At 70.0% G+C, this 20258-nt stretch carries 16 protein-coding genes and 1 tRNA gene; 8 read left to right on the top strand and 9 right to left on the bottom strand.

All coding sequences use genetic code 11. The features are described from left to right. The first annotated feature begins 52 nt into the window (after window positions 1-52). The 4 genes from hpaD (at window position 53) to hutI (ending at window position 6440) form a co-directional block, all read left to right on the top strand. On the top strand, window positions 53-1195 hold the full coding sequence (hpaD, locus tag B4915_RS13700; RefSeq protein ID WP_105806377.1) for a 3,4-dihydroxyphenylacetate 2,3-dioxygenase: 1143 nt from the start codon (window positions 53-55) through the stop codon (window positions 1193-1195). Between the two features lie 311 nt (window positions 1196-1506). After that, on the top strand, window positions 1507-3045 hold the full coding sequence (locus B4915_RS13695) for an APC family permease (protein ID WP_105806376.1): 1539 nt from the start codon (window positions 1507-1509) through the stop codon (window positions 3043-3045). A gap of 329 nt (window positions 3046-3374) precedes the next feature. After that, on the top strand, window positions 3375-5102 hold the full coding sequence (hutU, locus tag B4915_RS13690) for a urocanate hydratase (RefSeq protein ID WP_105806375.1): 1728 nt from the start codon (window positions 3375-3377) through the stop codon (window positions 5100-5102). Window positions 5103-5204: 102 nt separating this feature from the next. After that, window positions 5205-6440: an imidazolonepropionase gene (gene hutI / locus B4915_RS13685; protein WP_105806374.1), complete on the top strand. Its 1236-nt coding sequence runs from the start codon at window positions 5205-5207 to the stop codon at window positions 6438-6440. A 24-nt stretch (window positions 6441-6464) separates the two neighbouring features. On the opposite strand, the gene hisD is transcribed toward hutI, so the two are convergent. Beyond that, entirely contained in the window at window positions 6465-7781 is a 1317-nt protein-coding gene (gene hisD / locus B4915_RS13680; protein ID WP_105806373.1) for a histidinol dehydrogenase, read from the bottom strand. 72 nt (window positions 7782-7853) lie between these two features. Between hisD and B4915_RS13675 the strand changes: the two genes are divergently transcribed. Then, a complete protein-coding gene (locus B4915_RS13675) occupies window positions 7854-8759 on the top strand; it encodes a LysR family transcriptional regulator (RefSeq protein WP_105806372.1) in 906 nt (301 codons plus the stop codon). Between the two features lies 1 nt (window position 8760). Here B4915_RS13675 and B4915_RS13670 read toward each other — a convergent pair whose 3' ends face one another. The 6 genes from B4915_RS13670 to B4915_RS13645 all read right to left on the bottom strand — a co-directional run bounded on the left by B4915_RS13670 (window position 8761) and on the right by B4915_RS13645 (window position 14200). Next, window positions 8761-9573 carry an amino acid ABC transporter ATP-binding protein gene (locus tag B4915_RS13670; RefSeq protein ID WP_245907525.1) on the bottom strand — a complete coding sequence of 271 codons (813 nt, stop codon included), beginning with the start codon at window positions 9571-9573 and terminating at the stop codon, window positions 8761-8763. Between the two features lie 58 nt (window positions 9574-9631). Next, window positions 9632-10285 carry an amino acid ABC transporter permease gene (locus B4915_RS13665; protein ID WP_105806371.1) on the bottom strand — a complete coding sequence of 218 codons (654 nt, stop codon included), beginning with the start codon at window positions 10283-10285 and terminating at the stop codon, window positions 9632-9634. A gap of 69 nt (window positions 10286-10354) precedes the next feature. Continuing rightward, a complete protein-coding gene (locus tag B4915_RS13660) occupies window positions 10355-11161 on the bottom strand; it encodes a substrate-binding periplasmic protein (protein WP_105806370.1) in 807 nt (268 codons plus the stop codon). A gap of 306 nt (window positions 11162-11467) precedes the next feature. Next, a complete protein-coding gene (locus B4915_RS13655; RefSeq protein WP_105806369.1) occupies window positions 11468-12445 on the bottom strand; it encodes a ribose-phosphate diphosphokinase in 978 nt (325 codons plus the stop codon). Further along, on the bottom strand, window positions 12446-13891 hold the full coding sequence (gene glmU / locus B4915_RS13650) for a bifunctional UDP-N-acetylglucosamine diphosphorylase/glucosamine-1-phosphate N-acetyltransferase GlmU (RefSeq protein WP_105806368.1): 1446 nt from the start codon (window positions 13889-13891) through the stop codon (window positions 12446-12448). Between the two features lie 237 nt (window positions 13892-14128). Continuing rightward, window positions 14129-14200 (bottom strand) — tRNA-Gln (locus B4915_RS13645). A gap of 103 nt (window positions 14201-14303) precedes the next feature. Here B4915_RS13645 and B4915_RS13640 point away from each other — a divergent pair. Continuing rightward, the gene (locus B4915_RS13640; protein ID WP_105806367.1) at window positions 14304-14840 is read left to right on the top strand and encodes a MarR family winged helix-turn-helix transcriptional regulator; all 537 of its coding nucleotides are present in this window, start codon (window positions 14304-14306) and stop codon (window positions 14838-14840) included. Between the two features lie 15 nt (window positions 14841-14855). Here the strand turns inward: B4915_RS13640 and B4915_RS13635 are convergent, their stop codons facing one another. Next, entirely contained in the window at window positions 14856-16568 is a 1713-nt protein-coding gene (locus B4915_RS13635; protein WP_105806366.1) for an amidase, read from the bottom strand. A 226-nt stretch (window positions 16569-16794) separates the two neighbouring features. Between B4915_RS13635 and B4915_RS13630 the strand changes: the two genes are divergently transcribed. Further along, a complete protein-coding gene (locus B4915_RS13630; RefSeq protein WP_105806365.1) occupies window positions 16795-17352 on the top strand; it encodes a TetR/AcrR family transcriptional regulator in 558 nt (185 codons plus the stop codon). Window positions 17353-17417: 65 nt separating this feature from the next. Then, a complete protein-coding gene (locus tag B4915_RS13625) occupies window positions 17418-18869 on the top strand; it encodes an amino acid permease (protein WP_105806364.1) in 1452 nt (483 codons plus the stop codon). A gap of 47 nt (window positions 18870-18916) precedes the next feature. Here B4915_RS13625 and B4915_RS13620 read toward each other — a convergent pair whose 3' ends face one another. Next, window positions 18917-20143 carry an acyl-CoA dehydrogenase family protein gene (locus B4915_RS13620; RefSeq protein ID WP_105806363.1) on the bottom strand — a complete coding sequence of 409 codons (1227 nt, stop codon included), beginning with the start codon at window positions 20141-20143 and terminating at the stop codon, window positions 18917-18919. Window positions 20144-20258 lie beyond the last annotated feature (115 nt).

Raw genomic sequence — 20258 nt, 5'->3', positions numbered from 1 at the left:
TAAGCGCCCTCCCCGCACTCCCCGCCCCCACACACTGCAAGGAAGCACGATCATGGCAAAACTCAACGACAGCGACAAGACCTCCTCCGGCTTCTGGGTCACCCAGGAGGCCCCCATCGAGGCCGCCAACCCCGTCGCGACCCCGCAGGCGGAAGCCCCCGACATCCTCCGCTGCGCCTACATGGAGCTCGTCGTCACCGACCTCGCCGCCTCGCGCGAGTTCTACGTCGACGTGCTCGGCCTCTACGTCACCGAGGAGGACGAGGAGGCGATCTACCTGCGCTCCACCGAGGAGTTCATCCACCACAACCTCGTGCTGCGCAAGGGCCCCGTGGCGGCGGTCGCGGCGTTCTCGTACCGCGTGCGCACGCCCGAGGATCTCGACAGGGCGGTCGCCTTCTACACCGAGCTCGGCTGCGAGGTGCGCCGCAGCGAGCAGGGCTTCGTGAAGGGCATCGGCGACTCCGTGCGCGTGGTCGACCCGCTGGGCTTCCCCTACGAGTTCTTCTACCAGACCGATCACGTGGAGCGCCTGGCGTGGCGCTACGATCTGCAGAAGCCGGGCGAGCTGGTTCGCCTCGACCACTTCAACCAGGTCACCCCCGACGTCCCGCGCGCGGTGCGCCACTACCAGGATCTCGGCTTCCGCGTGACCGAGGACATCCAGGACAACGAGGGCACCGTCTACGCGGCCTGGCTGCGCCGCAAGCCGACGGTGCACGACACGGCGGCGACGGGCGGCGACGGCCCCCGCATGCACCACGTCGCCTTCGCCACCCACGAGAAGCACAACATCCTCGCGATCTGCGACAAGCTGGGAGCGCTGCGCCTCTCCGACCACATCGAGCGCGGCCCCGGCCGCCACGGCGTCTCGAACGCCTTCTACCTCTACCTGCGCGACCCCGACGGCCACCGCGTCGAGATCTACACCCAGGACTACTACACGGGCGACCCCGACAACCCGGTCGTGACCTGGGACGTGCACGACAACCAGCGTCGTGACTGGTGGGGCAACCCGGTCGTGCCCTCCTGGTACACGGACGCCTCGCTCGTGCTCGATCTCGACGGGAAGCCGCAGCCGGTCGTGGCGCGCACCGACAGCAGCGAGATGGCGGTGACCATCGGCGCCGACGGCTTCTCGTACACCCGCGAGGGCGACGAGACGAAGGGCTTCAAGCTCGGCGAGACGCTGTAGCCGCCGCGGGCCGGGGTGCCGGCGCGGGATCGGGGCCGGGGTGCACACGCACCCCGGCCCCGCTTCGTGTCCCGGCGCAGCGGCCCGGCACAGCGGCCCGGCGCAGCGACCCGGCACAGCGGCCCGGCACGGCGCTGTCCACTTGGATAGTTTTGCGCGGATCCTCATGTCCCGTGCGCGCTCGGAACAGCCGGAAACGGCGCCGCTTCCTAGACTCGGATCACACCGCGGACCACTCGGATCCGCACCGGGGACACATCACTTCAGCGCGGAAGCACGTGCGCAGCGCAGCCACGAGAGGAACCTCCACCATGAGTGCACCAGCGACGCCGGACACGGCGCACCACGATCCCGGGCTGAGCCGCCGCACCCTCGGCGTGCCCGCCATCACCTTCATGATCATCGCGGCATCGGCCCCGCTCACCGTGGTGGCCGGCGGCGTCACCACCTCCTTCGCGGTCACCGAGTCCCAGGGCGTGCCGCTCGGCTTCCTGCTGATCGCCGTGATCCTCACCGTCTTCGCCGTCGGCTACACCGCCATGAGCCGGCACATCACCAATGCCGGGGCCTTCTACGCCTACATCGCGCAGGGCCTCGGGCGCCCGCTCGGCGTCGGCGCCTCCCTCGTCGCGCTGGTCGCCTACAACGCGATGCAGGTCGGCATCTACGGCCTGTTCGGATTCCAGCTCTCCGTCTTCCTCGAGGCGAAGTTCGGCTTCGCCTCGCCCTGGTGGGTGTGGATCCTGCTGTGCATCGTCGTCGTCGGCGTGCTGGGCGTCAACCGCGTCGACCTCTCCGCGAAGGTGCTCGGCGTGCTCGTCGCCCTCGAGTTCGTCGTGGTGATCGTCTTCGACATCGTCGCGATCGGCACCGCCCCCGAGGGCGTGAGCACCGCGGCCGTCAACCCGGCAGCGCTCTTCGGACCCTCGCTCGGGATCATCCTGGTCTTCGGCGTCGCCGCCTTCATGGGCTTCGAGGGAGCCGCGATCTACGGCGAGGAGGCGAAGGATCCCAAGCGCACGGTGCCCCGGGCGACCTACGCCGCGGTCGCGATCATCGGCGTCTTCTACGCCTTCAGCGCCTGGGCGTTCTCCGTCGGCATCGGCCCCTCGCAGATCGTCGAGCAGTCGCAGGCCAGCGGTCCCGACCTCATGTTCATCTTCATGACGGATCGCGTGGGCGTGATCTTCGCGGACGTCATGACGCTGCTGTTCATCACGAGCCTCTTCGCGGCCCTGCAGGCCTTCCACAACGCCGTCGCCCGCTACTTCTACTCCCTCGGACGCGAGGGCGTGCTGCCGGCGTGGTTCAGCCGCACCAGTGCCTCGGGCGCGCCGTGGGCGGGCTCGGTGGCGCAGACGGTCATCGCGCTCGTGGTCGTGTCGGGCTTCGCGATCGTGGGCGACGGTCTCGGCGCGGCCGAGCGCATGCTCGGCGAGACGGCCTTCCTCTACCCGGTGCTCACCATGTTCACCTGGCTGACCAACACCGGCGCCGCGGCGCTCGTGCTGCTCATGGCGGTGATCGCCGCCGCGGTGATCGGCTTCTTCCGCCGCGACCGGCGCGGGCTCGGCGTCTGGACCACGGTGATCGCCCCGGCGGCCTCCGGCCTCGCCCTGCTCTGGGTGTTCGTGATGATCCTCGCGAACTTCCAGCTCATGCTGAGCCAGGCGGAGCCCGATGCGACCACCTTCATCCTCCCCGGCCTGATCTTCCTCGCCGCGATCGTCGGCATCGTCTGGGCCCTGATCCTGCGCGCGGCGAAGCAGGACATCTACCGCCAGATCGGCCACGGCACGGAGCCGGGAGCCTACGGCACCGAACTCATCTCCGTGCCGGAACCGCGCTGAGCGGCGGCGCCTCCCGCGAGCGGCGGCAGATTTCACCGCGCAGGACACCGCCGCTCGCGGAAAGCACCGCCGCTCGCGGAAAGGTGAGGCCCCGGAGGCAGGGCGCGGGCGCGTGAGGCCGAACGCCGGAGCACGGGGCACCGGGGCGCCGGTCGCCGGTCGCCGGGCGCCGGGCGCCGGGCGCCGGGCGCCGGAGCGCAGGGTGAAGCCCCCGGCCTGTCCGGGATCCCGGACAGGCCGGGCGAGCGGCGCATTGCCGCGGGAAGGCCGAAACGGTGGGATGGAGGCAGCACGGCCTCGCGGGCCGTTCCTGGCGAAAGGACCCCACCATGACGCTTCCCGGCGCACGCCCCGTCCGCGCCCCGCGCGGCACCGAGATCACCGCGAAGAGCTGGCAGACCGAGGCACCGCTGCGCATGCTCATGAACAACCTCGACCCCGAGGTCGCCGAGCGCCCCGACGACCTCGTCGTCTACGGCGGCACCGGCCGGGCCGCACGCAGCTGGGAGGCCTACGACGCGATCGTCGCCACGCTGCGGGATCTCGAAGACGACGAGACCCTGCTCGTGCAGTCCGGCAAGCCCGTCGGCGTCTTCCGCACGAGCACCTGGGCGCCGCGCGTGCTCCTCGCCAATTCCAACCTCGTCGGCGACTGGGCCACCTGGCCCGAGTTCCGCCGCCTGGAGGCCGCAGGCCTGATGATGTACGGGCAGATGACCGCCGGATCCTGGATCTACATCGGCACGCAGGGCATCCTGCAGGGCACCTACGAGACCTTCGCCGCCGCCGGACGCAAGCTGCAGGGCCAGGGGCGCATCGCCGCCATCGCGGGAAAGGGCCCGCTCGCGGGCACCATCACCCTCACCGGCGGCTGCGGCGGCATGGGCGGCGCGCAGCCGCTCGCCGTCACCCTCAACGACGGCGCCTGCCTCATCGTCGACGTCGACCGCAGCCGCCTGGAGCGGCGCGCCGGGAAGCGCTATCTCGACGAGGTCGTGGACGACCTCGAGCTCGCGCTCGCGAAGGTCCAGCAGGCCAAGCAGGAGGGACGCGGCTGGTCCGTCGGGCTCGTGGGCAACGCCGCCGAGGTCTTCCCCGAGGTGCTGCGCCGCCACCGCGCGGGCGAGGTGACCATCGACCTCGTCACCGACCAGACCTCGGCGCACGACCCCCTCTCCTACCTCCCCATCGGCTACGCCGTCGAGGAACGACTGCAGCGCGCCGAGGCGGACCCCGAGCAGTTCACCCGGGACGCGCAGACCTCGATGGCCCGGCAGGTCCGGGCCATGGTCGAGTTCCAGGACGCGGGCGCCGAGGTCTTCGACTACGGCAACTCCATCCGCGACGAGGCGCGCACGGGCGGCTACGACCGCGCCTTCGCGTTCCCCGGCTTCGTGCCCGCATACATCCGCCCGCTGTTCTGCGAGGGGCTCGGCCCCTTCCGATGGGCGGCGCTCTCCGGCGATCCCGAGGACATCCGCGTCACCGACGAGGCGCTCAAGGAGCTCTTCCCCGAGAACGCGCATCTGCGCACCTGGCTCGACGCCGCCCGGGATCGCGTCGAATACGAGGGGCTGCCGGCCCGCATCTGCTGGCTCGGCTACGGCGAGCGCCACCAGGCGGGCCTCCTCTTCAACCGTCTCGTCGCCGAGGGCAGGGTCTCGGCCCCGATCGTCATCGGACGCGACCACCTCGACGCGGGATCCGTGGCCTCCCCCTACCGCGAGACCGAGGCGATGGCCGACGGCTCCGACGCGATCGCCGACTGGCCGCTGCTCAACGCACTCACCGCCGCGTCCTCGGGCGCGACGTGGGTGTCGATCCACCACGGCGGCGGCGTCGGCATCGGCCGGTCCATCCACACCGGGCAGGTCTCGGTCGCCGACGGCACCGAGCTCGCCGCCGAGAAGCTCACCCGGCTGCTCACCAACGATCCGGGGATGGGCGTCATCCGTCACGTCGACGCCGGCTACGAGCGCGCCGCCGAGGTGGCGGCTGAGCGCGGGGTGCGGGTGCCGATCCCTCCGACGATCCGGAACACCGACCGGGCCTGGTAGCCCGCCCCGCGGGGCCCGCACGAGTCCGGTGCAGAGAGCCTCGCAGCCCCGCCGCCACGCGGCGTCTCCGCCCCCTCAGCCCCCGCACGCGAAAGCAGAGCCATGACCGCACTCCTCATCGACCGCATCGGAGAGCTCACGACGAACGCGCCCGAGATCGGCGAGGGCGTCGGCGGGCGGCTGCGCGACGCCGCCGTGGTGGTGGAGGACGGCAGGATCGCGTGGGTGGGGGCCGCGGCCCGCGCCCCGCAGGCCGACGAGCGCTGCGATGCCGAGGGCCGCGCCGTGCTGCCGGGCTGGGTCGACTCGCACACGCACCTCGTGTTCGCGGGCGATCGCACCGCGGAGTTTGAGGCGCGCATGGCGGGCGAGGCCTACGCGGCGGGCGGGATCAACGTCACCGTGGAGGCCACTCGGGCCGCCAGCGACGCGCAGTTGCAGGCGACGCTCGCGCGTCTCGTCGCCGAGGCCCGGAGGGGCGGCACCACGACGCTGGAGACCAAGACCGGCTACGGGCTCACCGTCGCGGACGAGCTGCGCTCGGCGGTCATCGCGGGGCGCGTGGTCGACGCGGTCACCTTCCTCGGCGCGCACCTCGTGCCGGCGGGGGCCGATCCCGCAGACTATCTCGAGCTCGTCACCGGCCCCATGCTCGACGCGGTCGCCCCGCACGTCAGCGCCGTCGACGTGTTCTGCGAGAGCGGCGCCTTCGACGGCGAGGCCTCCGCCCGGGTGCTGGCCGCCGCCGCCGAACGCGGGCTCGCGAGCCACGTGCACGGCAATCAGCTCGGGCACGGGCCGGGCGCCCGGCTCGCCGTCGCACACGGAGCGCTGAGCGTCGACCACCTCGGCTTCCTCGACGACGGCGACGTCGAGGCGCTCGCGGGCTCGTGGGCGCGCTGGCAGGAAGGCGCGGGATCGCGCGGCACCGTCGCCACCGTGCTGCCCGCCTGCGACCTCTCGACCCGCATGCCGCTCGCGCCGGCGAGGCGGCTGCTCGACGCCGGGGCCGTCGTCGCCATCGCCTCCAACTGCAACCCCGGCACCTCGTACACGAGCTCGATGGGCTTCTGCGTCGCGACCGCGGTGCTGCAGATGGGACTGAGCGTCCAGGAGGCGGTGCGGGCGGCGACGCTCGGCGGCGCGATCGCGCTCGGCATGCACGAGGACGGCTGGCGGGATCCCCGCGGGGAGACCCAGCCGGCCGTCGGCGCGATCCGGCCGGGCGCCCGCGCCGATCTGCAGCTGCTCGACGCGCCCTCGGCCACGCACCTCGCCTACCGCCCCGGCATGCCCCTCACCGCGTCCGTCTGGCGCGCCGGCGAGCGCGTCGCGTGAGCCCCGCCTCTGGGCAGCCCGTTCTCAGCCCCTGTACCGATCCAAGCGCAGCTGGGCGGTCGCCTGGTGCGCGGCCATGCCCTCCGACTCCGAGATCGTCGCCGTGGCAGGTGCGAGAAGCGGAGTGGCCTCCCGCTCGATGCGCTGGAAGGTGAGCGGCTTCAGAAAACGCGATACCGACAGCCCGGCACTATGCTTGGCTCCGCCCGCGGTCGGGAGGGTGTGGTTGGTGCCCGCCATGCCCTTGTCGGAGTAGGCCACCGTGCTCCACTCGCCGAGGAAGATCGAGCCGTAGTTGCTCAGACGCTCGTGATACCACGTATCATCGCCGGTGATCACCTCGAGATGCTCGGGCGCAAGGTCGTCCATCAGCGCGACCGCGACCTCGCGATCCTCGGCAACCGTCACCGAGCCGTGGTCCCGCCATGCGGGGCCGCAGATCGCCGATGTTGCGAGCGTTTCGAGCTGGCGCTCGACAGCCGCGATCACCGCACGCCCGTGCTCCTCGCTGGTGGTCACCAGGGCGGCGGGAGAGTTGGGGCCGTGCTCTGCCTGGCCAAGCAAATCTGCGGCGACGAGCTCCGGGTCCGCCGAGTCGTCGGAGATCACCGCGACTTCCGAGGGACCGGCCGGAAGATCGATCGCGACGCGTCCGAAGAGCTGACGCTTCGCTTCGGCGACGAAGGCGTTGCCCGCACCGACGAGCATATCGGCCGGCAGCTCGTCCACGAGACCGAATGTCATGGCCGCGAGCGCCTGGACCCCGCCGAGCAAGAAGACGCGATCGACGCCGGAGACATGTGCGGTATACAGCACGGCGTCGTTTGGGCCACCGTTGGGCTGCGGAGGGGTACATGCGACCACGTGCGGCACGCCCGCGGCCTTCGCCACGCCGACCGTCATAAACGCGCTCGCCGTGAGCGGGAAGCGCCCCGCCGGCAGATATGCTCCGACGCGTCCGAGCGGGATGTAGCGGACACCGGTGTGCAGCCCCGGTGCGAGCTCGACCTCGAAGTCGACGTGCCCCTCGCGCTGCCGGTGCGCGAACGCCTGGGTGCGCTCCGCGCCGAGGTCGATGGCGGACCGCAGCTCAGGATCGATTCGATCTCCGCTGGAGGCGATCGTGGCAGCGGGGATCTCGAAGTCATCGCCGTCCCAGTGGTCCAGTTGTTTGGCGTAATCGCGGACCGCGTCGAGACCTCGCTTCTCGATGTCGAGCAACATCGCGGAAACCGTTTCGATGACCTGCGGGTCTCGCTGCGCCGCGGGGGCATCGAGAGGACTCTTCAGGCGCGTGTAACGGCCTGCGTACTTGTTGAGGACTGGGGTGGTGAACTTCATGTTGTCGATGCTAGAAATGAGCGATACTGCCCACAACTGGGCGGTCACCTCTATATGCCATAGTGTTGAGCTATGACCATCACGCAGCTTCGAGCCTTCGTCTACGCGGCGGACAGCGGCTCCTTCACCTCAGCTGCGAACCGGCTCGGGGTGTCACAGCCGACAATCTCGGCACTGATCCGCAAACTCGAGGAACACCACAATCTCGTCCTGTTCATTCGCACCGGTCGACGCCTGAGCCTCACCGCTGCCGGGCAGGAGCTGCTCGGGTGGGCCCGGCAGATCGTCGAGACCTCGGATCGCGCAGACGAGGCGCTCTTCGAACTGCGCGGTATCCAGCGCGGTTCCGTCTCGCTCGGGGTACTCCGCAATGCGAGCTTCTACTTCCTGGCCGAACTGGTTGAACAGTTCCATCGCGCCCGGCCCAATGTACGGCTCAAACTCTACGGGCAGAACTCTTTCGAGGTCGTCGAGGGGGTGAGGGATGGCGTGCTGGAGGCGGGGATCGTCGTGCTCCCAGTGCCGGACGAACAGCTCGAGGTCTTCCCCCTGCTGCAGGACGAGGTGCTGTGGACATCGAGTCATCCCGAACGGGTCGCGCAGCCGGTAACGATGGAGCAGATCGTCCAGAATCCCATCGTGCTCTACGACGCGAGCTACAGCTGGAACGACCCCACGCGCCGGCAGCTGAACGAGCGGGCCCAGAGACGCGGTCTCCAGATCGAGCCTCTCGTCGAGGTGGAGTACATGGAGGCTGCGCTAGAGCTGGCCTCGCGTGGGATCGCCGACACCATGATTTCTCAGGCGGCGACGCGAAGCGCCGGTTTCCCGAAGAACCTGCACTGCGCACCGTTCGAGACGCCGCTCTACGACACGATCGCGGTGATCCGGCGACGCAATAGCGTCTACTCGCCGGCGATCATCGAGCTGATCGACCTCGTGAGCACGATCCTCAAGCGGGCCGCGCAGCCGGCGTAGCTCAGTCCCCGATCTCCCCCGGCTTGACCTGGATCGCCTCGGTCTGCGGAGTGTCGAGAACTCCGGATCTGCGCAGCAAGGCACGGGTCTTGCTGTGCTTGGGCGCCCCGAATACTTCTGCGGGGGCACCCTGCTCCACGATCCTGCCGCCGTCCATCACCACGACTCGATCAGCGATCTCGCGGGCGAACTGCATCTCGTGCGTCACGATCATCATCGTCGTCCCGCTCGCCGCGATCTGCTTGATCACCGCGAGCACCTCGCCGACGAGTTCCGGGTCCAGGGCGGAGGTTGGCTCATCGAACAGCATCACCCCGGGCTCCATTGCAAGCGCCCGTGCAATCGCGACCCGCTGCTTCTGACCGCCGGACAGGCGTGACGGGTAATTGTCCATGCGATCCGCGAGACCTACGAGTCTCAGCGCCGGCTCCGCCTTCGCGCGAGCCGCGACCTTCGAAAGCCTCCGGACATCCCTGAGCGGTGCCATCACATTGCCGAGGGCGGTCTTGTTCATGAACAGGTTGAAGTGCTGGAACACCATGCCGATCTCGGTGCGCTTGCGCGCGGTCTCCCTCGGGGACTCCGCGACGAGGGTATCCCCCCGCTCGCGGTAGCCGACGAGGTGACCGTCAACCAGTATGCGCCCGGAATCGATGACCTCGAGCTTGTTGATGCAGCGGAGCAGCGTCGACTTACCCGAGCCGCTGGAACCGATGAGGACGACCACCTCCCCGGGCGCAACATCCAGGTCCACGCCCTTGAGCACCTCGAGGGTGCGGCGCTGATCCGGCTTGCCCGCCAGCCGCTGCCACACAGTGCGCTTCTCGCCGACGCGGAAGCTCTTGTACACGTCCTGGATGCTGATGATGGGACTAGGCACGAGCACGCACCTTCCTTTCGAGGACGATGACCAGACGAGACAGCGGCAGGGAAAGCGCCAGGTAGAGCAACGCCGCGGCGGTGTAGATCTCCACGGTCTGGAAGGTCTGCGAGTTGAGCGTATTGGCGGTCTTGAGGATCTCGGATACGGCGATCACCGAGGTCAGCGCCGTGTCTTTGACCATGGCGATGAAGTAATTGCCGATGGGGCCGAGCGCCACTTTGAAGGACTGCGGGATCACCACGAGCCAGAGCGCCTTGGCAGGGGTGTATCCGAGCGAGAGCGCCGCCTCGGTCTGACCGGAGTCGATAGCGAGGATGGACGTCCGGTATACCTCCGAGAGGTACGCGGCGTAGTTGAGACCGAGCGCGAGGATGCCCGCGCTCACCGGCTCGAGCTGGATTCCCACGACCGGGAGCACGAAGTAGACATAGACCAGTTGCACGAGCAGCGGCGTTCCGCGGAAGATCTCGACGTAGGTGATCGCGATGCCACGCACGATTCGGCTACGGGAGAGGCGGGCAAGGGCCAAGAGCAGGCCGAGCGTGAGCGCGATGACCATCGCTCCGACCGCCAGCTGAGCGACGACCGGCACCGCCCTGATCAGGCTCGGCATCACGCCGAACACGTTTTCGATGAACTCCACGGCTCTCCTTTTCCTCCCGGGGAGATGAGGGTCGGGGCACCGCCGGGTGCCCCGACCCTCGTCTGCGGCTTACTCGGCGACGTTGTCCTCGCCGAGGCCGTACTTCTTCAGGATCTCCAGGTATTGCGGGGAGGCCTTAAGGTCAGCGAGGGCGCCGTTGAGCGCCTCACGCAGTTCATCGCTCTCCTCGTCCTGGCGGAACGCGGCCGCGATGGTACCGGGAAAGTACGGATCGTACGGGGAGACGAGCTTCACCTTGTCGTTCGGGTTCTGCACGAGGCTCCACGCGACGACAGCCTGATCGGTGAACGCGGCATCGACCTGGCCGTTCGCGACGGCCTGGATCAGATTGGCTTGCGAGTCGAACTGCTTGATGTTCGATTCCGAGGTGAGCTCCTGCGCGATCTCGAGGTGGGTTGTCCCGGTCATCACACCGATGACCTTGCCCTTGGCGTCCTCGCGAGAGGTCAGCGTCGAATCAGAAGGCACCAGCATGCCCTCGCCTTGGTAGTACCACGTGTCCGAGAAGGCGAGGGTCTTCTTCCGCTCGTCCGTCACGTAGAGCCCGTCGGCAATCAGGTCTGCCTTCTTCGAGAGGACGGTCTGGGGCATCGTGGCGAAATCGGTCACCACGACCTCGATGTTCCAGCCCAGCTGATCGGCCATGACGTTCAACATGTCGCCATCAATCCCGGTCAGCTCGCCGGTGTCTTCGTCGATGTAGGAGAACGGGGCATCGTTCGAGGTCACGACGGTGACCGTGCGCGAGCCCTCGTTCGCGTCTGCGGGGGCGCCTCCTCCGGAAGAGCAAGCGGTAAGGGCGAGCGCACCTGCGGCAATCGCGGTGAGGAGGGCTGTAGTCTTCTTCGTCAACATGGGCTCGTGAATCTTCCTTGGTTCTCAAGATGGGACGGGGGCGTCACACTCATCTCGAACAAGTCTCGGCGGGCCAATTGCAAAGCACAATAAGGCAGTCTTCTATTAAGTCGATAGATATGAGCTATAGCTCCATCACCTTTGGGAGATGCCGCGCCAGCCAGACCCGCTCGGGCGGAGCGATTCTCACACAGGCGTCCGCCACATGGGCGTCGAACCCGAAGGCGGAGGTGGCGCCCTCCCGAGCGCGATGCGGCGGACTCACCGCTCTCCGAAGCCCCGCCGAGCGCAGTACGTGCGGAGCCGCTACGCGGCGCCCTCGAACATGCTCGTGACGGAGCCGTCCTCGAAGACCTCGTGGATGGCCTTGGCGAGCAGCGGCGCGATCGGCAGCACGGTCAGCTTGTCGAAGCGCTTCTCCGGCCCCACCGGGAGGGTGTCGGTGACCACGACCTGATCGATGAAGTCCTGCGACAGGTGCTCCGTGGCCTGCCCCGAGAAGATCGCGTGCGTGCACGCGATCGTCACGCCCTTCGCTCCGTTCGCCTTCAGCGCGGCGGCCGCCTTCGCGATCGTGCCGCCCGTGTCGATCATGTCGTCGACGACCACGCACCAGCGGTCCTTCACCTCGCCCACGATCTCGTGCACCGAGACCTGGTTCGGCACGAGCGGGTCGCGGCGCTTGTGGATGATCGCGAGCGGTGCGTCGAGGCGGTCGCTCCACACATCCGCCACGCGCACGCGGCCCATGTCGGGCGACACCACCGTGAGGTCGTCGCGGTCGATGGTCTTCTTGAAGTGGTCGAGCAGCACCGGCATCGCGAAGAGGTGATCAACCGGGCCGTCGAAGAAGCCCTGGATCTGCGGGGCGTGCAGGTCGACCGACATGATCCGGTCTGCGCCGGCGGCCTTGAAGAGGTCCGCGACGAGGCGGGCCGAGATCGGCTCGCGCCCGCGGCCCTTCTTGTCCTGGCGCGAGTAGGGGTAGAAGGGGGCGACCACGGTGATCCGCTTCGCGGAGGCGCGCTTCAGGGCGTCCACCATGATGAGCTGCTCCATGAGCCACTCGTTGATGGGGTTCGTGTGCGACTGGATCACGAAGGCGTCCGAGCCGCGCACGCTCTCATCGAAGCGGGCATACAGCTCCCCGTTGGCGAAGGTGCGCGCATCGGTGGGGACGAGTTCGGCACCGAGTTCCGCGGCCACCTGCTCGGCCAGCTCGGGGTAGGCCCGGCCGGTGATGAGGACGAGCTTCTTCTGCCCGGCCATCTCGATCTTGCTCATCTACTGCTTCCCGCCGTCCTTCGCGCTCTTCGATCGTTCCGCCGCTTCCGCGGTGCTGGTGCCGGGCCGATGCTCCGCCACCCACCCCTCGATGGTGCGCTGCGGCGCTACGTTGAGCGCCAGCGAACCCGAGGGGACATCCTTCCGCACCACCGTTCCGGCGGCCGTGTAGGTGCCGTCTTCAATGGTAACCGGCGCGATGAGCACATTCTTCGAGCCGATGCGCACCGCGTCTCCGACCACGGTCCGGTGCTTCTGCACGCCGTCGTAGTTGGCGACGATCGTGCCGGCGCCCACATTGGTGCCGCGCCCGATCTCCGTGTCCCCGACGTAGCTGAGGTGCGGGATCTTGCTGCCCTCGCCGATGCGCGAGTTCTTCACCTCGACGAAGGCGCCGATCTTGCCCGCCTCGCCCAGCTCCGTGCCCGGGCGCACATACGCGAAGGGCCCCACCTCGGCGCCCGCGGCGAACACCGCCAGGGTCGCCTCGCTGCGGCGGATCCGCGCGCCCTCGCCCACCTCGCAGTCCACGAGCGTCGTGTCCGGGCCGATCACGGCGCCGGCCGCGATCGACGTCGCCCCCTGCAGGTACGTGCCGGGGAGGATCTCGGCGTCGGGCTCGATCGAGACATCGGCGTCGATCCACGTCGTCGCCGGGTCCTGGACGGTGACGCCCGCCCGCTGGTGCGCGCGCACGATGCGCGCATTCATCTCACGTCCGGCTTCGGCAAGCTGCACCCGGTCGTTGACGCCCGCGATGATCCACGGGTCGTCGGTCGCGACGGCCTCCACCGCGCCGCCCTCCGCGAGGATCCGGGCCGCCGCGTCCGTCAGGTACTTCTCACCCTGCGCGTTGTCCGTGTCGATCCCGGCGAGCGCCGCCTCGACGGCCCGGCGCGCGAAGACGTACACGCCCCCGTTGATCTCGGTGATGCGCCGCTGGGCCTCGTCCGCGTCCTTCTCCTCGACGATCCCCACCACGGCACCGGAGGGGTCGCGCAGGATGCGGCCGAGGCCGGTCGGGTTGTCGGAGATCGCGGAGAGCATCGTCATCGCCCGCCCGCCCTCGAGGTGGCCGCGCACCAGCCGCTCGAGCGTGGCGGAGTCGATGAGCGGCACGTCGCCCGACAGCACCACCACCGAGCCCTCGAAGCCGTCCGGCAGCGCGGCGAGCGCCTGCTCGACGGCGCGTCCCGTCCCGGGCACCGCGTCCTGATCCACGATCACCGTGTCGGGGGCGTGCTCCAGGATCGCCGCCGAGACGCGATCGCGTTCGTGCCGCACGACCGCGAGCACCTGCTCCGGCCCCAGCGCCGCCGCCGCGTCGAGCACGTGCGCGATGAGCGTGCGCCCCCCGATGCGGTGCAGCACCTTCGGCAGCGCCGAGCGCATGCGGGTCCCCTGACCCGCCGCGAGGATGACGACCGCGAGTGAGCGATGTGACATGTGGATCCTTCCGTTCGGCTCGCCGCCCGGTCCGCGGGCGCCGTTCTCGGGGCGACGCACCGCAGCGCTCGGCTGGGCGGACGTTCCCGACACCAGGAGAGGCTACGCCTCCCCCGTGTCCGGCGCCTGGAGGCGCGCGAGGCGGTGGCCTCGCCACCCGCCGCGAGGAAACGCGATGCGTTTCCTCCTGAGCGACGTGTGCGGAGCGGCTTTTCACAGCGTTGCTTCGAAAAGCCGCTCCGCCCCTAGGACTCGAACCTAGACCTCACAGCTCCAAAGGCTGTCGTGCTGCCATTACACCAAGGCGGACCGTGCCGTTCCGGCACCGTACAAGTCTGCCAGATGCGCGCCCGCGCGCACGCCACGCTGGACCGGGTCGCCCCCGCACCGCACAACACTCGATAATGGAGGGATGAAGCACGAGGACGAGGTGGACCGGATCATCGCCGACTGGGGTCGCGCCCGCCCGGACCTCGACCTGGCACCGCTGTCGATCTTCTCCCGCCTGTGGCGCATCACGAAGCACCTCGACCGCGCCCGCTCGCACGCCTTCGAGCGCTCCGGGCTCGCCTCCTGGGAGTTCGACGTGCTCGCCGTGCTGCGCCGGGCCGGCGAGCCGTTCACGCAGAGCCCGAAGGTGCTCGTGCAGCAGACGATGGTGTCCAGCGGCACGATGACGAACCGCATCGACCGGATGGTGGCGCGGGGCCTGGTGCGCCGGCTCACCGATCCGAACGACGGCCGCGGGGTGCTCGTCGAGATGACCCCCCTCGGCCTCACGCTCGTGGACGCCGCGATGACGCGACTCAGCGACGCCGAGGAGCGCCTGCTCGGCGGCCTGCCCCGCTCGGAGCGGGAGCGCCTCGCCGTGCTGCTGCGCCGCCTCGCCATCAGCGTGGACCGCTTCGAGCCGGTCACCGAGCCGATCGATCTCCCGCCCGCCGAGTAGCCGGGGCGACCCGGCTCAGCGCGCGGGCTGCGACGGCGGCACGTCCCCGGGGAGCGCGGGCGCGGAGGCCGGGGGGCGGCGCAGGCTGCCCTCCTCGCCCGCCTCGAAGGCGGCGGCGTAGCCGAGCAGCCGCGGGTCCGAGTAGGCCGGGCCGGCGAAGGTCAGGCCCACCGGCATGCCGATGTCCTCCATGATCCCCATCGCCACGGTCGTGGTCGGGATCCCGAGATGCCGCAGCGCGTAGTTGCCGTTCGAGAAGAACACCCCGTTCGACCAGGCGTGGTCGGCGGCCGCGGGATCCCGCTCCGCGTCCTCGCGCCCCACATCGGCGTTCGCGGGGAACACGACGCCGTCGAAACCCTCCGCGGCGAGCCAGCGCTCGAACAGCTCCTCGCGCAGCTGCACGAGCGCCCGCAGGCCCGCGGCGAAGTCGGGGCGCTCGCGCGGATCCGGGATCCCGCGCTTCGCGTAGGCCACCGTCGCGCGGTAGCGGTTGGCGTAGTCCTCGATCTCCTCGTAGCGGTCGGGCAGGGTACCGGGCGGTTGCGGGAAGATGCGGTCGGGGTCGACGGCGGCGAGCTCGGGGATCGCGGGGTCGCCGTTCGCTCTCAGGAAGTCGTCCCAGCCGAAGGCGAGGAAGTCGGTGAACTCCGTGTCCATCCACCCCGCGGGCAGCACGCCGAGCGCGGCGACGTTCTCCTGCCCGGGACGGTCCCCTTCGTAGCGCTCGATGAGCGGGAAGTCGGTGACCACGAGCTCGGCGCCCAGCGCTTCGAGCCGCGATCGCGCACGCTCCCAGAGCGCGCGGACGGAGGGGCGCACGGCGATCGGGAAGGCGGGATCCTCGCCGAGGTACATGCGCGGAACCGCGAGGCGGGTGCCGCGCAGCGCGTCGGGGTCCGCCAGCTCGAGGTAGGAGGCGGGACGGTGCTCGCTGGGCTTCGGCAGCTCGACCGCCTGCTGGTTCCGCCAGAAGTCTCCGCGGGTGATCGGGTCGTCCTGGACGAGCACATCGAGCAGGCGCAGCATGTCGGGAATGGAGCGCGTGTGCGGCACGACCACGTCGCGGGCGGGGAACAGCGGCCAGTTGCCGCGGATCGAGAGGATCCCCCAGCTGGGCGTGTAGGCGCAGAGCGCGTTGTTGGAGGCGGGGCTGCGACCCGAGGAGACGGTCTCCTCCCCCATGCCGAACACGGCGAGGTTCGCCGCGGTGGAGACGCCTGAGCCGTTCGACGAACCGGACGCGTAGGCGGCTGCCAGGTAGTCGCGGTTGTAGGGGCTCTCGGCGCGGCCGTAGATGCCGCGTTGCATGCCCCCGTCCGCCATCGGCGGCATATTGGTCTTGCCGAGGAGCACCGCGCCGGCCTCGCGCAGCTTCGCCACGGAGAAGGCGTCCCACTGCGCGACGAGGTGCTCGAAGGCGGGGGATCCCGAGGCGACGGTGAGTCCCTCGACCATGTAGGAGTCCTTGACGGTGAAGGGCACGCCCTCCAGGGGACGCGGCGTGCCCGCCCGCCATCGGCGATCGGACTCGGCCGCCTCCTCGAGCGCGGCGGGGTTCGGCACCACCACGGCGTTGAGCCCGTCCGGCCCGCGGTCGTAGGCCTCGATGCGCGCGAGGTAGCGGCCGGTGAGCCAGCTGCTCGTGATCTCGCCTCTGCGGAACGCGTCGAGCACCTCCTCGATGCTTGCGTCGATCAGCTCGAATGTTCCGCGGGGCTCGCCCATGTGCTCCTCGTCTCTGCGTGCGTCGCGGGCCCGAGCGGCGATGCTCGGCAGGCGGGTTGCCGGTGTGCCGGGAGCGACGTATCCTGAAAATAGTTTCAGTTCTCCCGGGGTCCCGTGTCAAGCGGGACGCGCGGACGGGGATCCGGATCCGGCAGGATCCCGCCCGTCCCGCTCCCGGCGGCTGCGCAGCGGGCGGCGGGATCACCCCGCCGCGGAAGGAGGGCCGATGGCCGCGGAAACGAAGGAGCGGATCCTCGAGGCCTGCGAACGGGTCATCGCCCGCTCGGGACTGCGCGGCTTCCGCCTGAGCGAGGTCGCACGCGAGGCCGGCGTCTCGATCGGGCTGCTGCCCTACCACTTCGGCGACCGCGACGGGCTGCTCCAGGCCGCGCTCGACCACGTCAACGAGAGCGCGGCCCGCCGCGCCGTGCAGGATCGGCCCGTCGCGGACGCCCGGGCACGCCTCACCGCGCTGCTCTGCTCGGAGTTCGGCGACGAGGCGCAGCTGCGGGCGGGCTCCATCACCTGGAACGAACTGCGCGCGGCCGCCGTCTTCGACCGCGCGCAGGCCACCGCGCTCGCCCGCTCCACGAGCGCCTGGCAGGGCGAGGTCCGCGCCCTCGTGCAGGCGGCCTCACCCGGCGCCGACGCCGCGCCGATCGCCCTCGCACTCACCGCGCTCGTCGAGGGACTCTCGGGACGCTGGCTGACCGGGCAGCTCACCGCCGCCGAGGCGCAGGCACTGCTCGCGCGCCTGGTCGACGAGCTGCTCGGACCGGCCTGAGCCGGGGCGCTGACGCGGCGCACTAGACTCGGGCGGGGGAATCCTGAGAGGAACATACACACACCATGAGTGACGCATCACTGTCGCCTGCGCGGGAGGATCTCCAGCGCGGGCTGTCCAATCGCCACCTGCAGCTGATCGCGATCGGGGGCGCGATCGGAACGGGGCTGTTCCTGGGCTCCGGGAAGGTCATCAGCCTCACCGGGCCCTCGGTGCTGTTCATCTACGCCGTCATCGGCTGCATGATGTTCCTGCTCATGCGCTCACTCGGCGAGCTGCTGCTGTCGAACCTCAACTACAAGACCTTCGGGGACATCGCGAAGGATCTCATCGGCCCCTGGGCGGGCTACTTCGTGTCCTGGACGTACTGGATCACCTGGATCGTGATCTGCGTCGCCGACATCATCGCTATCACCAGCTACGTCTCCTATATCAACGCCTCGATCCCGAACTGGGTGCCCGCGGCGATCACCGCGGCCGTGCTCGCGATCCTCAACCTCCAGCCCGTGCGCTTCTTCGGCGAGTTCGAGTTCTGGTTCTCGATCATCAAGATCGTCGCGATCCTCGCCCTCATCGCCACCGGGCTGGTGCTGCTGCTCTCCGGCTTCGAGAACCCCGACACGGGCACGCGCTCCTCGATCGCGCACCTGTGGGACCACGGCGGCATGTTCCCCTACGGCGCGAGCGGCTTCCTGCTCGGCTTCCAGCTCGGCATCTTCTCCTTCATCGGCGTGGAGCTCGTGGGCACCGCCGCGGCCGAGACGAAGGACCCGCGGCACAATCTGCCCCGGGCGATCAACTCGATCGTGCTCCGTGTGCTGATCTTCTACATCGGCGCGCTCACCGTCATCATGTCGATCACCCCCTGGGACAAGCTGGACCCGGACGAGAGCCCCTTCGTCACGACCTTCGCCTACGCCGGGTTCTCGGCAGCGGCCTTCGCGATCAATCTGGTGGTCCTCACCTCGGCGGCCTCGAGCGCGAACTCCGGCTTCTACTCGGGCACCCGCATGATGCACGCGCTCGCGCACGACGGCCACGCCCCCGCCCGCTTCGCCCTCGTCGACGCGCGCGGCGTGCCGCGCCGCGCCGTCTTCTTCTCGGCGGTGTTCGTCTTCTCCGCGGTGCCCATCCTGCTGCTCGGCGACAGCGTCATCGAGGCCTTCACCTTCGTCACCTCGGTCGCGTCGACGTTCATCGTCTTCGTGTGGAGCATGATCGCGATCAGCTTCATCGCCTATCTGCGCAAGCACCCGGAGCGGCACCGAGATTCGTCGTTCAAGACGCCGTTCCCCCGGATCGTGCCGTGGCTCGTGCTCGCCTTCTTCGCCTTCATCCTCGTGACGCTGCTCCTCGCCGACGACACCCGGCTGCCGCTGCTGTGCACGCCCGTCTGGTTCGTCATCCTCGCGGGCATGTGGCAGCTCACGAAGCGGCGCCTCGCACGCGAGGGCAGGCCGCTCACCGCTGCGGTCGAGCTGCCGGATCGCGGCGAGGGCGCCCGGCTCGGCGAGTAGGGCAGCGTCCGCACCCGCCGCCGGCCCGGCGCCCGCGCCGGGCCGGGTCAGGCGAAGGCCGAGACGCCCGTGATCTCGCGGCCGATGATGAGGGCCTGCACGGTCTCGGTGCCCTCGTAGGTGTGCAGCGCCTCGATGTCCGCGAAGTGCCGAGCGACGCGGTTGTCGAGCAGGATGCCGTTGCCGCCGAGCAGGTCGCGCGCGTTCGCCGCCATCGCCCGCGCGGTGCGCGTCGCGGTGTACTTGCCGAGTGAGGCGCCCGGGCCCGTCAGCTCGCCGGCCTCCTCCGCACGGGTGAGCTGCATGAGCAGCGTCTGCAGGCCGGTCAGCTGGCTCAGCATCTCGGCGAGGCGCGCCTGCACGATCTGCGAGGCGGCGAGCGGGCGGCCGAACTGCACGCGCTGCTTCGCGTAGTGCACCGCCGTCTCGTAGACGGCGAGCGCGTGACCGAGCGCGGACCAGCCGACGCCGAGGCGGGTCGCCTGCAGCACGCGCGAGGTGTCCGCGAAGCTGCGCGCGCCCGGCATCCGCGCCGAGGCGGGCACCCGGACCTCGTCGAGCTCGATCTCGGCCTGCCAGATGCCGCGCAGCGAGACCTTCCCGGTGATCGTGGTGGCGCGGTAGCCCGGCGCGTCCTGCGGCACGAGGAAGCCCTGCACCTGACCGTCGTCGCCGCGGGCCCACACCACCGCCAGCTGGCCGACGCTGCCGGAGCCGATCCACTTCTTGTGGCCGGAGATCACGAAGCCGTCCCCCTCGGCCCGCGCGCGCGTCTCAAGGCTCACGGAGTCGGAGCCGTGCGTCGGCTCGGTGAGCGCGAAGGCGCCGAGCTCGGAGCCACGGGCCAGCGGGGCGAGCCAGCGTTCGCGCTGCTCCTCGGAGCCGCAGAGCGCGACGGAGCGCAGTGCGAGCCCGCCCTGCACGCCAACGATGGTCGCGACCGAGCCGTCGCCGCGGGCGAGCTCCATCGCCGTGAGACTCGCGGCGAGCAGGCTCTGCCGGGGGAAGCCGGGCACATCCACGCCGTCGCGGAGCAGGTCGAGTTCGCCGAGGCGGCGGGCGAGTTCCAGCGGATACTCCGCGCGGTCCCAGACGCCCGCGATGACCGGGCGTACCTCCTCCTGCACGAAGGCCCGCGCGCGGTCGCGGTAGGCGAGGTCTTCGGCCGGGACGCCCCGGAACACCCCGGCGACATCGGGGTCGAGCGGCTCCCAGAGCTCGTAGCCGGGCTCCTCGGTGCCCACGGAGACGGGTGCTGGCCTGCGGTTCGTCATGGCATTCCTCTCCGCGCCGCCGCCGGCGACGCCTCGGTGCGGGGACCGCATGCGGCGACGTCCCCCGCTTCGAGCATGCCTGAGACGGGGTCTCAGGTCAAGGCTCGTGCCTCGG

Origin of the sequence: Leucobacter massiliensis, from assembly GCF_002982315.1 — a bacterium.
Taxonomy (GTDB): Bacteria; Actinomycetota; Actinomycetes; order Actinomycetales; family Microbacteriaceae; genus Leucobacter; species Leucobacter massiliensis.
This window is presented reverse-complemented; position numbering and strand designations above follow the sequence as displayed.

Excerpts from the sequence above, each read along its gene's own strand:
- hpaD (WP_105806377.1), top strand. The coding sequence starts at position 53 with ATGGCAAAACTCAACGACAGCGACAAGACCTCCTCCGGCTTCTGGGTC.
- B4915_RS13695 (WP_105806376.1), top strand. The coding sequence starts at position 1,507 with ATGAGTGCACCAGCGACGCCGGACACGGCGCACCACGATCCCGGGCTG.
- hutU (WP_105806375.1), top strand. The coding sequence starts at position 3,375 with ATGACGCTTCCCGGCGCACGCCCCGTCCGCGCCCCGCGCGGCACCGAG.
- hutI (WP_105806374.1), top strand. The coding sequence starts at position 5,205 with ATGACCGCACTCCTCATCGACCGCATCGGAGAGCTCACGACGAACGCG.
- hisD (WP_105806373.1), bottom strand. The coding sequence starts at position 7,781 with ATGAAGTTCACCACCCCAGTCCTCAACAAGTACGCAGGCCGTTACACG.
- B4915_RS13675 (WP_105806372.1), top strand. The coding sequence starts at position 7,854 with ATGACCATCACGCAGCTTCGAGCCTTCGTCTACGCGGCGGACAGCGGC.
- B4915_RS13660 (WP_105806370.1), bottom strand. The coding sequence starts at position 11,161 with ATGTTGACGAAGAAGACTACAGCCCTCCTCACCGCGATTGCCGCAGGT.
- B4915_RS13655 (WP_105806369.1), bottom strand. The coding sequence starts at position 12,445 with ATGAGCAAGATCGAGATGGCCGGGCAGAAGAAGCTCGTCCTCATCACC.
- glmU (WP_105806368.1), bottom strand. The coding sequence starts at position 13,891 with ATGTCACATCGCTCACTCGCGGTCGTCATCCTCGCGGCGGGTCAGGGG.
- B4915_RS13640 (WP_105806367.1), top strand. The coding sequence starts at position 14,304 with ATGAAGCACGAGGACGAGGTGGACCGGATCATCGCCGACTGGGGTCGC.
- B4915_RS13635 (WP_105806366.1), bottom strand. The coding sequence starts at position 16,568 with ATGGGCGAGCCCCGCGGAACATTCGAGCTGATCGACGCAAGCATCGAG.
- B4915_RS13630 (WP_105806365.1), top strand. The coding sequence starts at position 16,795 with ATGGCCGCGGAAACGAAGGAGCGGATCCTCGAGGCCTGCGAACGGGTC.
- B4915_RS13625 (WP_105806364.1), top strand. The coding sequence starts at position 17,418 with ATGAGTGACGCATCACTGTCGCCTGCGCGGGAGGATCTCCAGCGCGGG.
- B4915_RS13620 (WP_105806363.1), bottom strand. The coding sequence starts at position 20,143 with ATGACGAACCGCAGGCCAGCACCCGTCTCCGTGGGCACCGAGGAGCCC.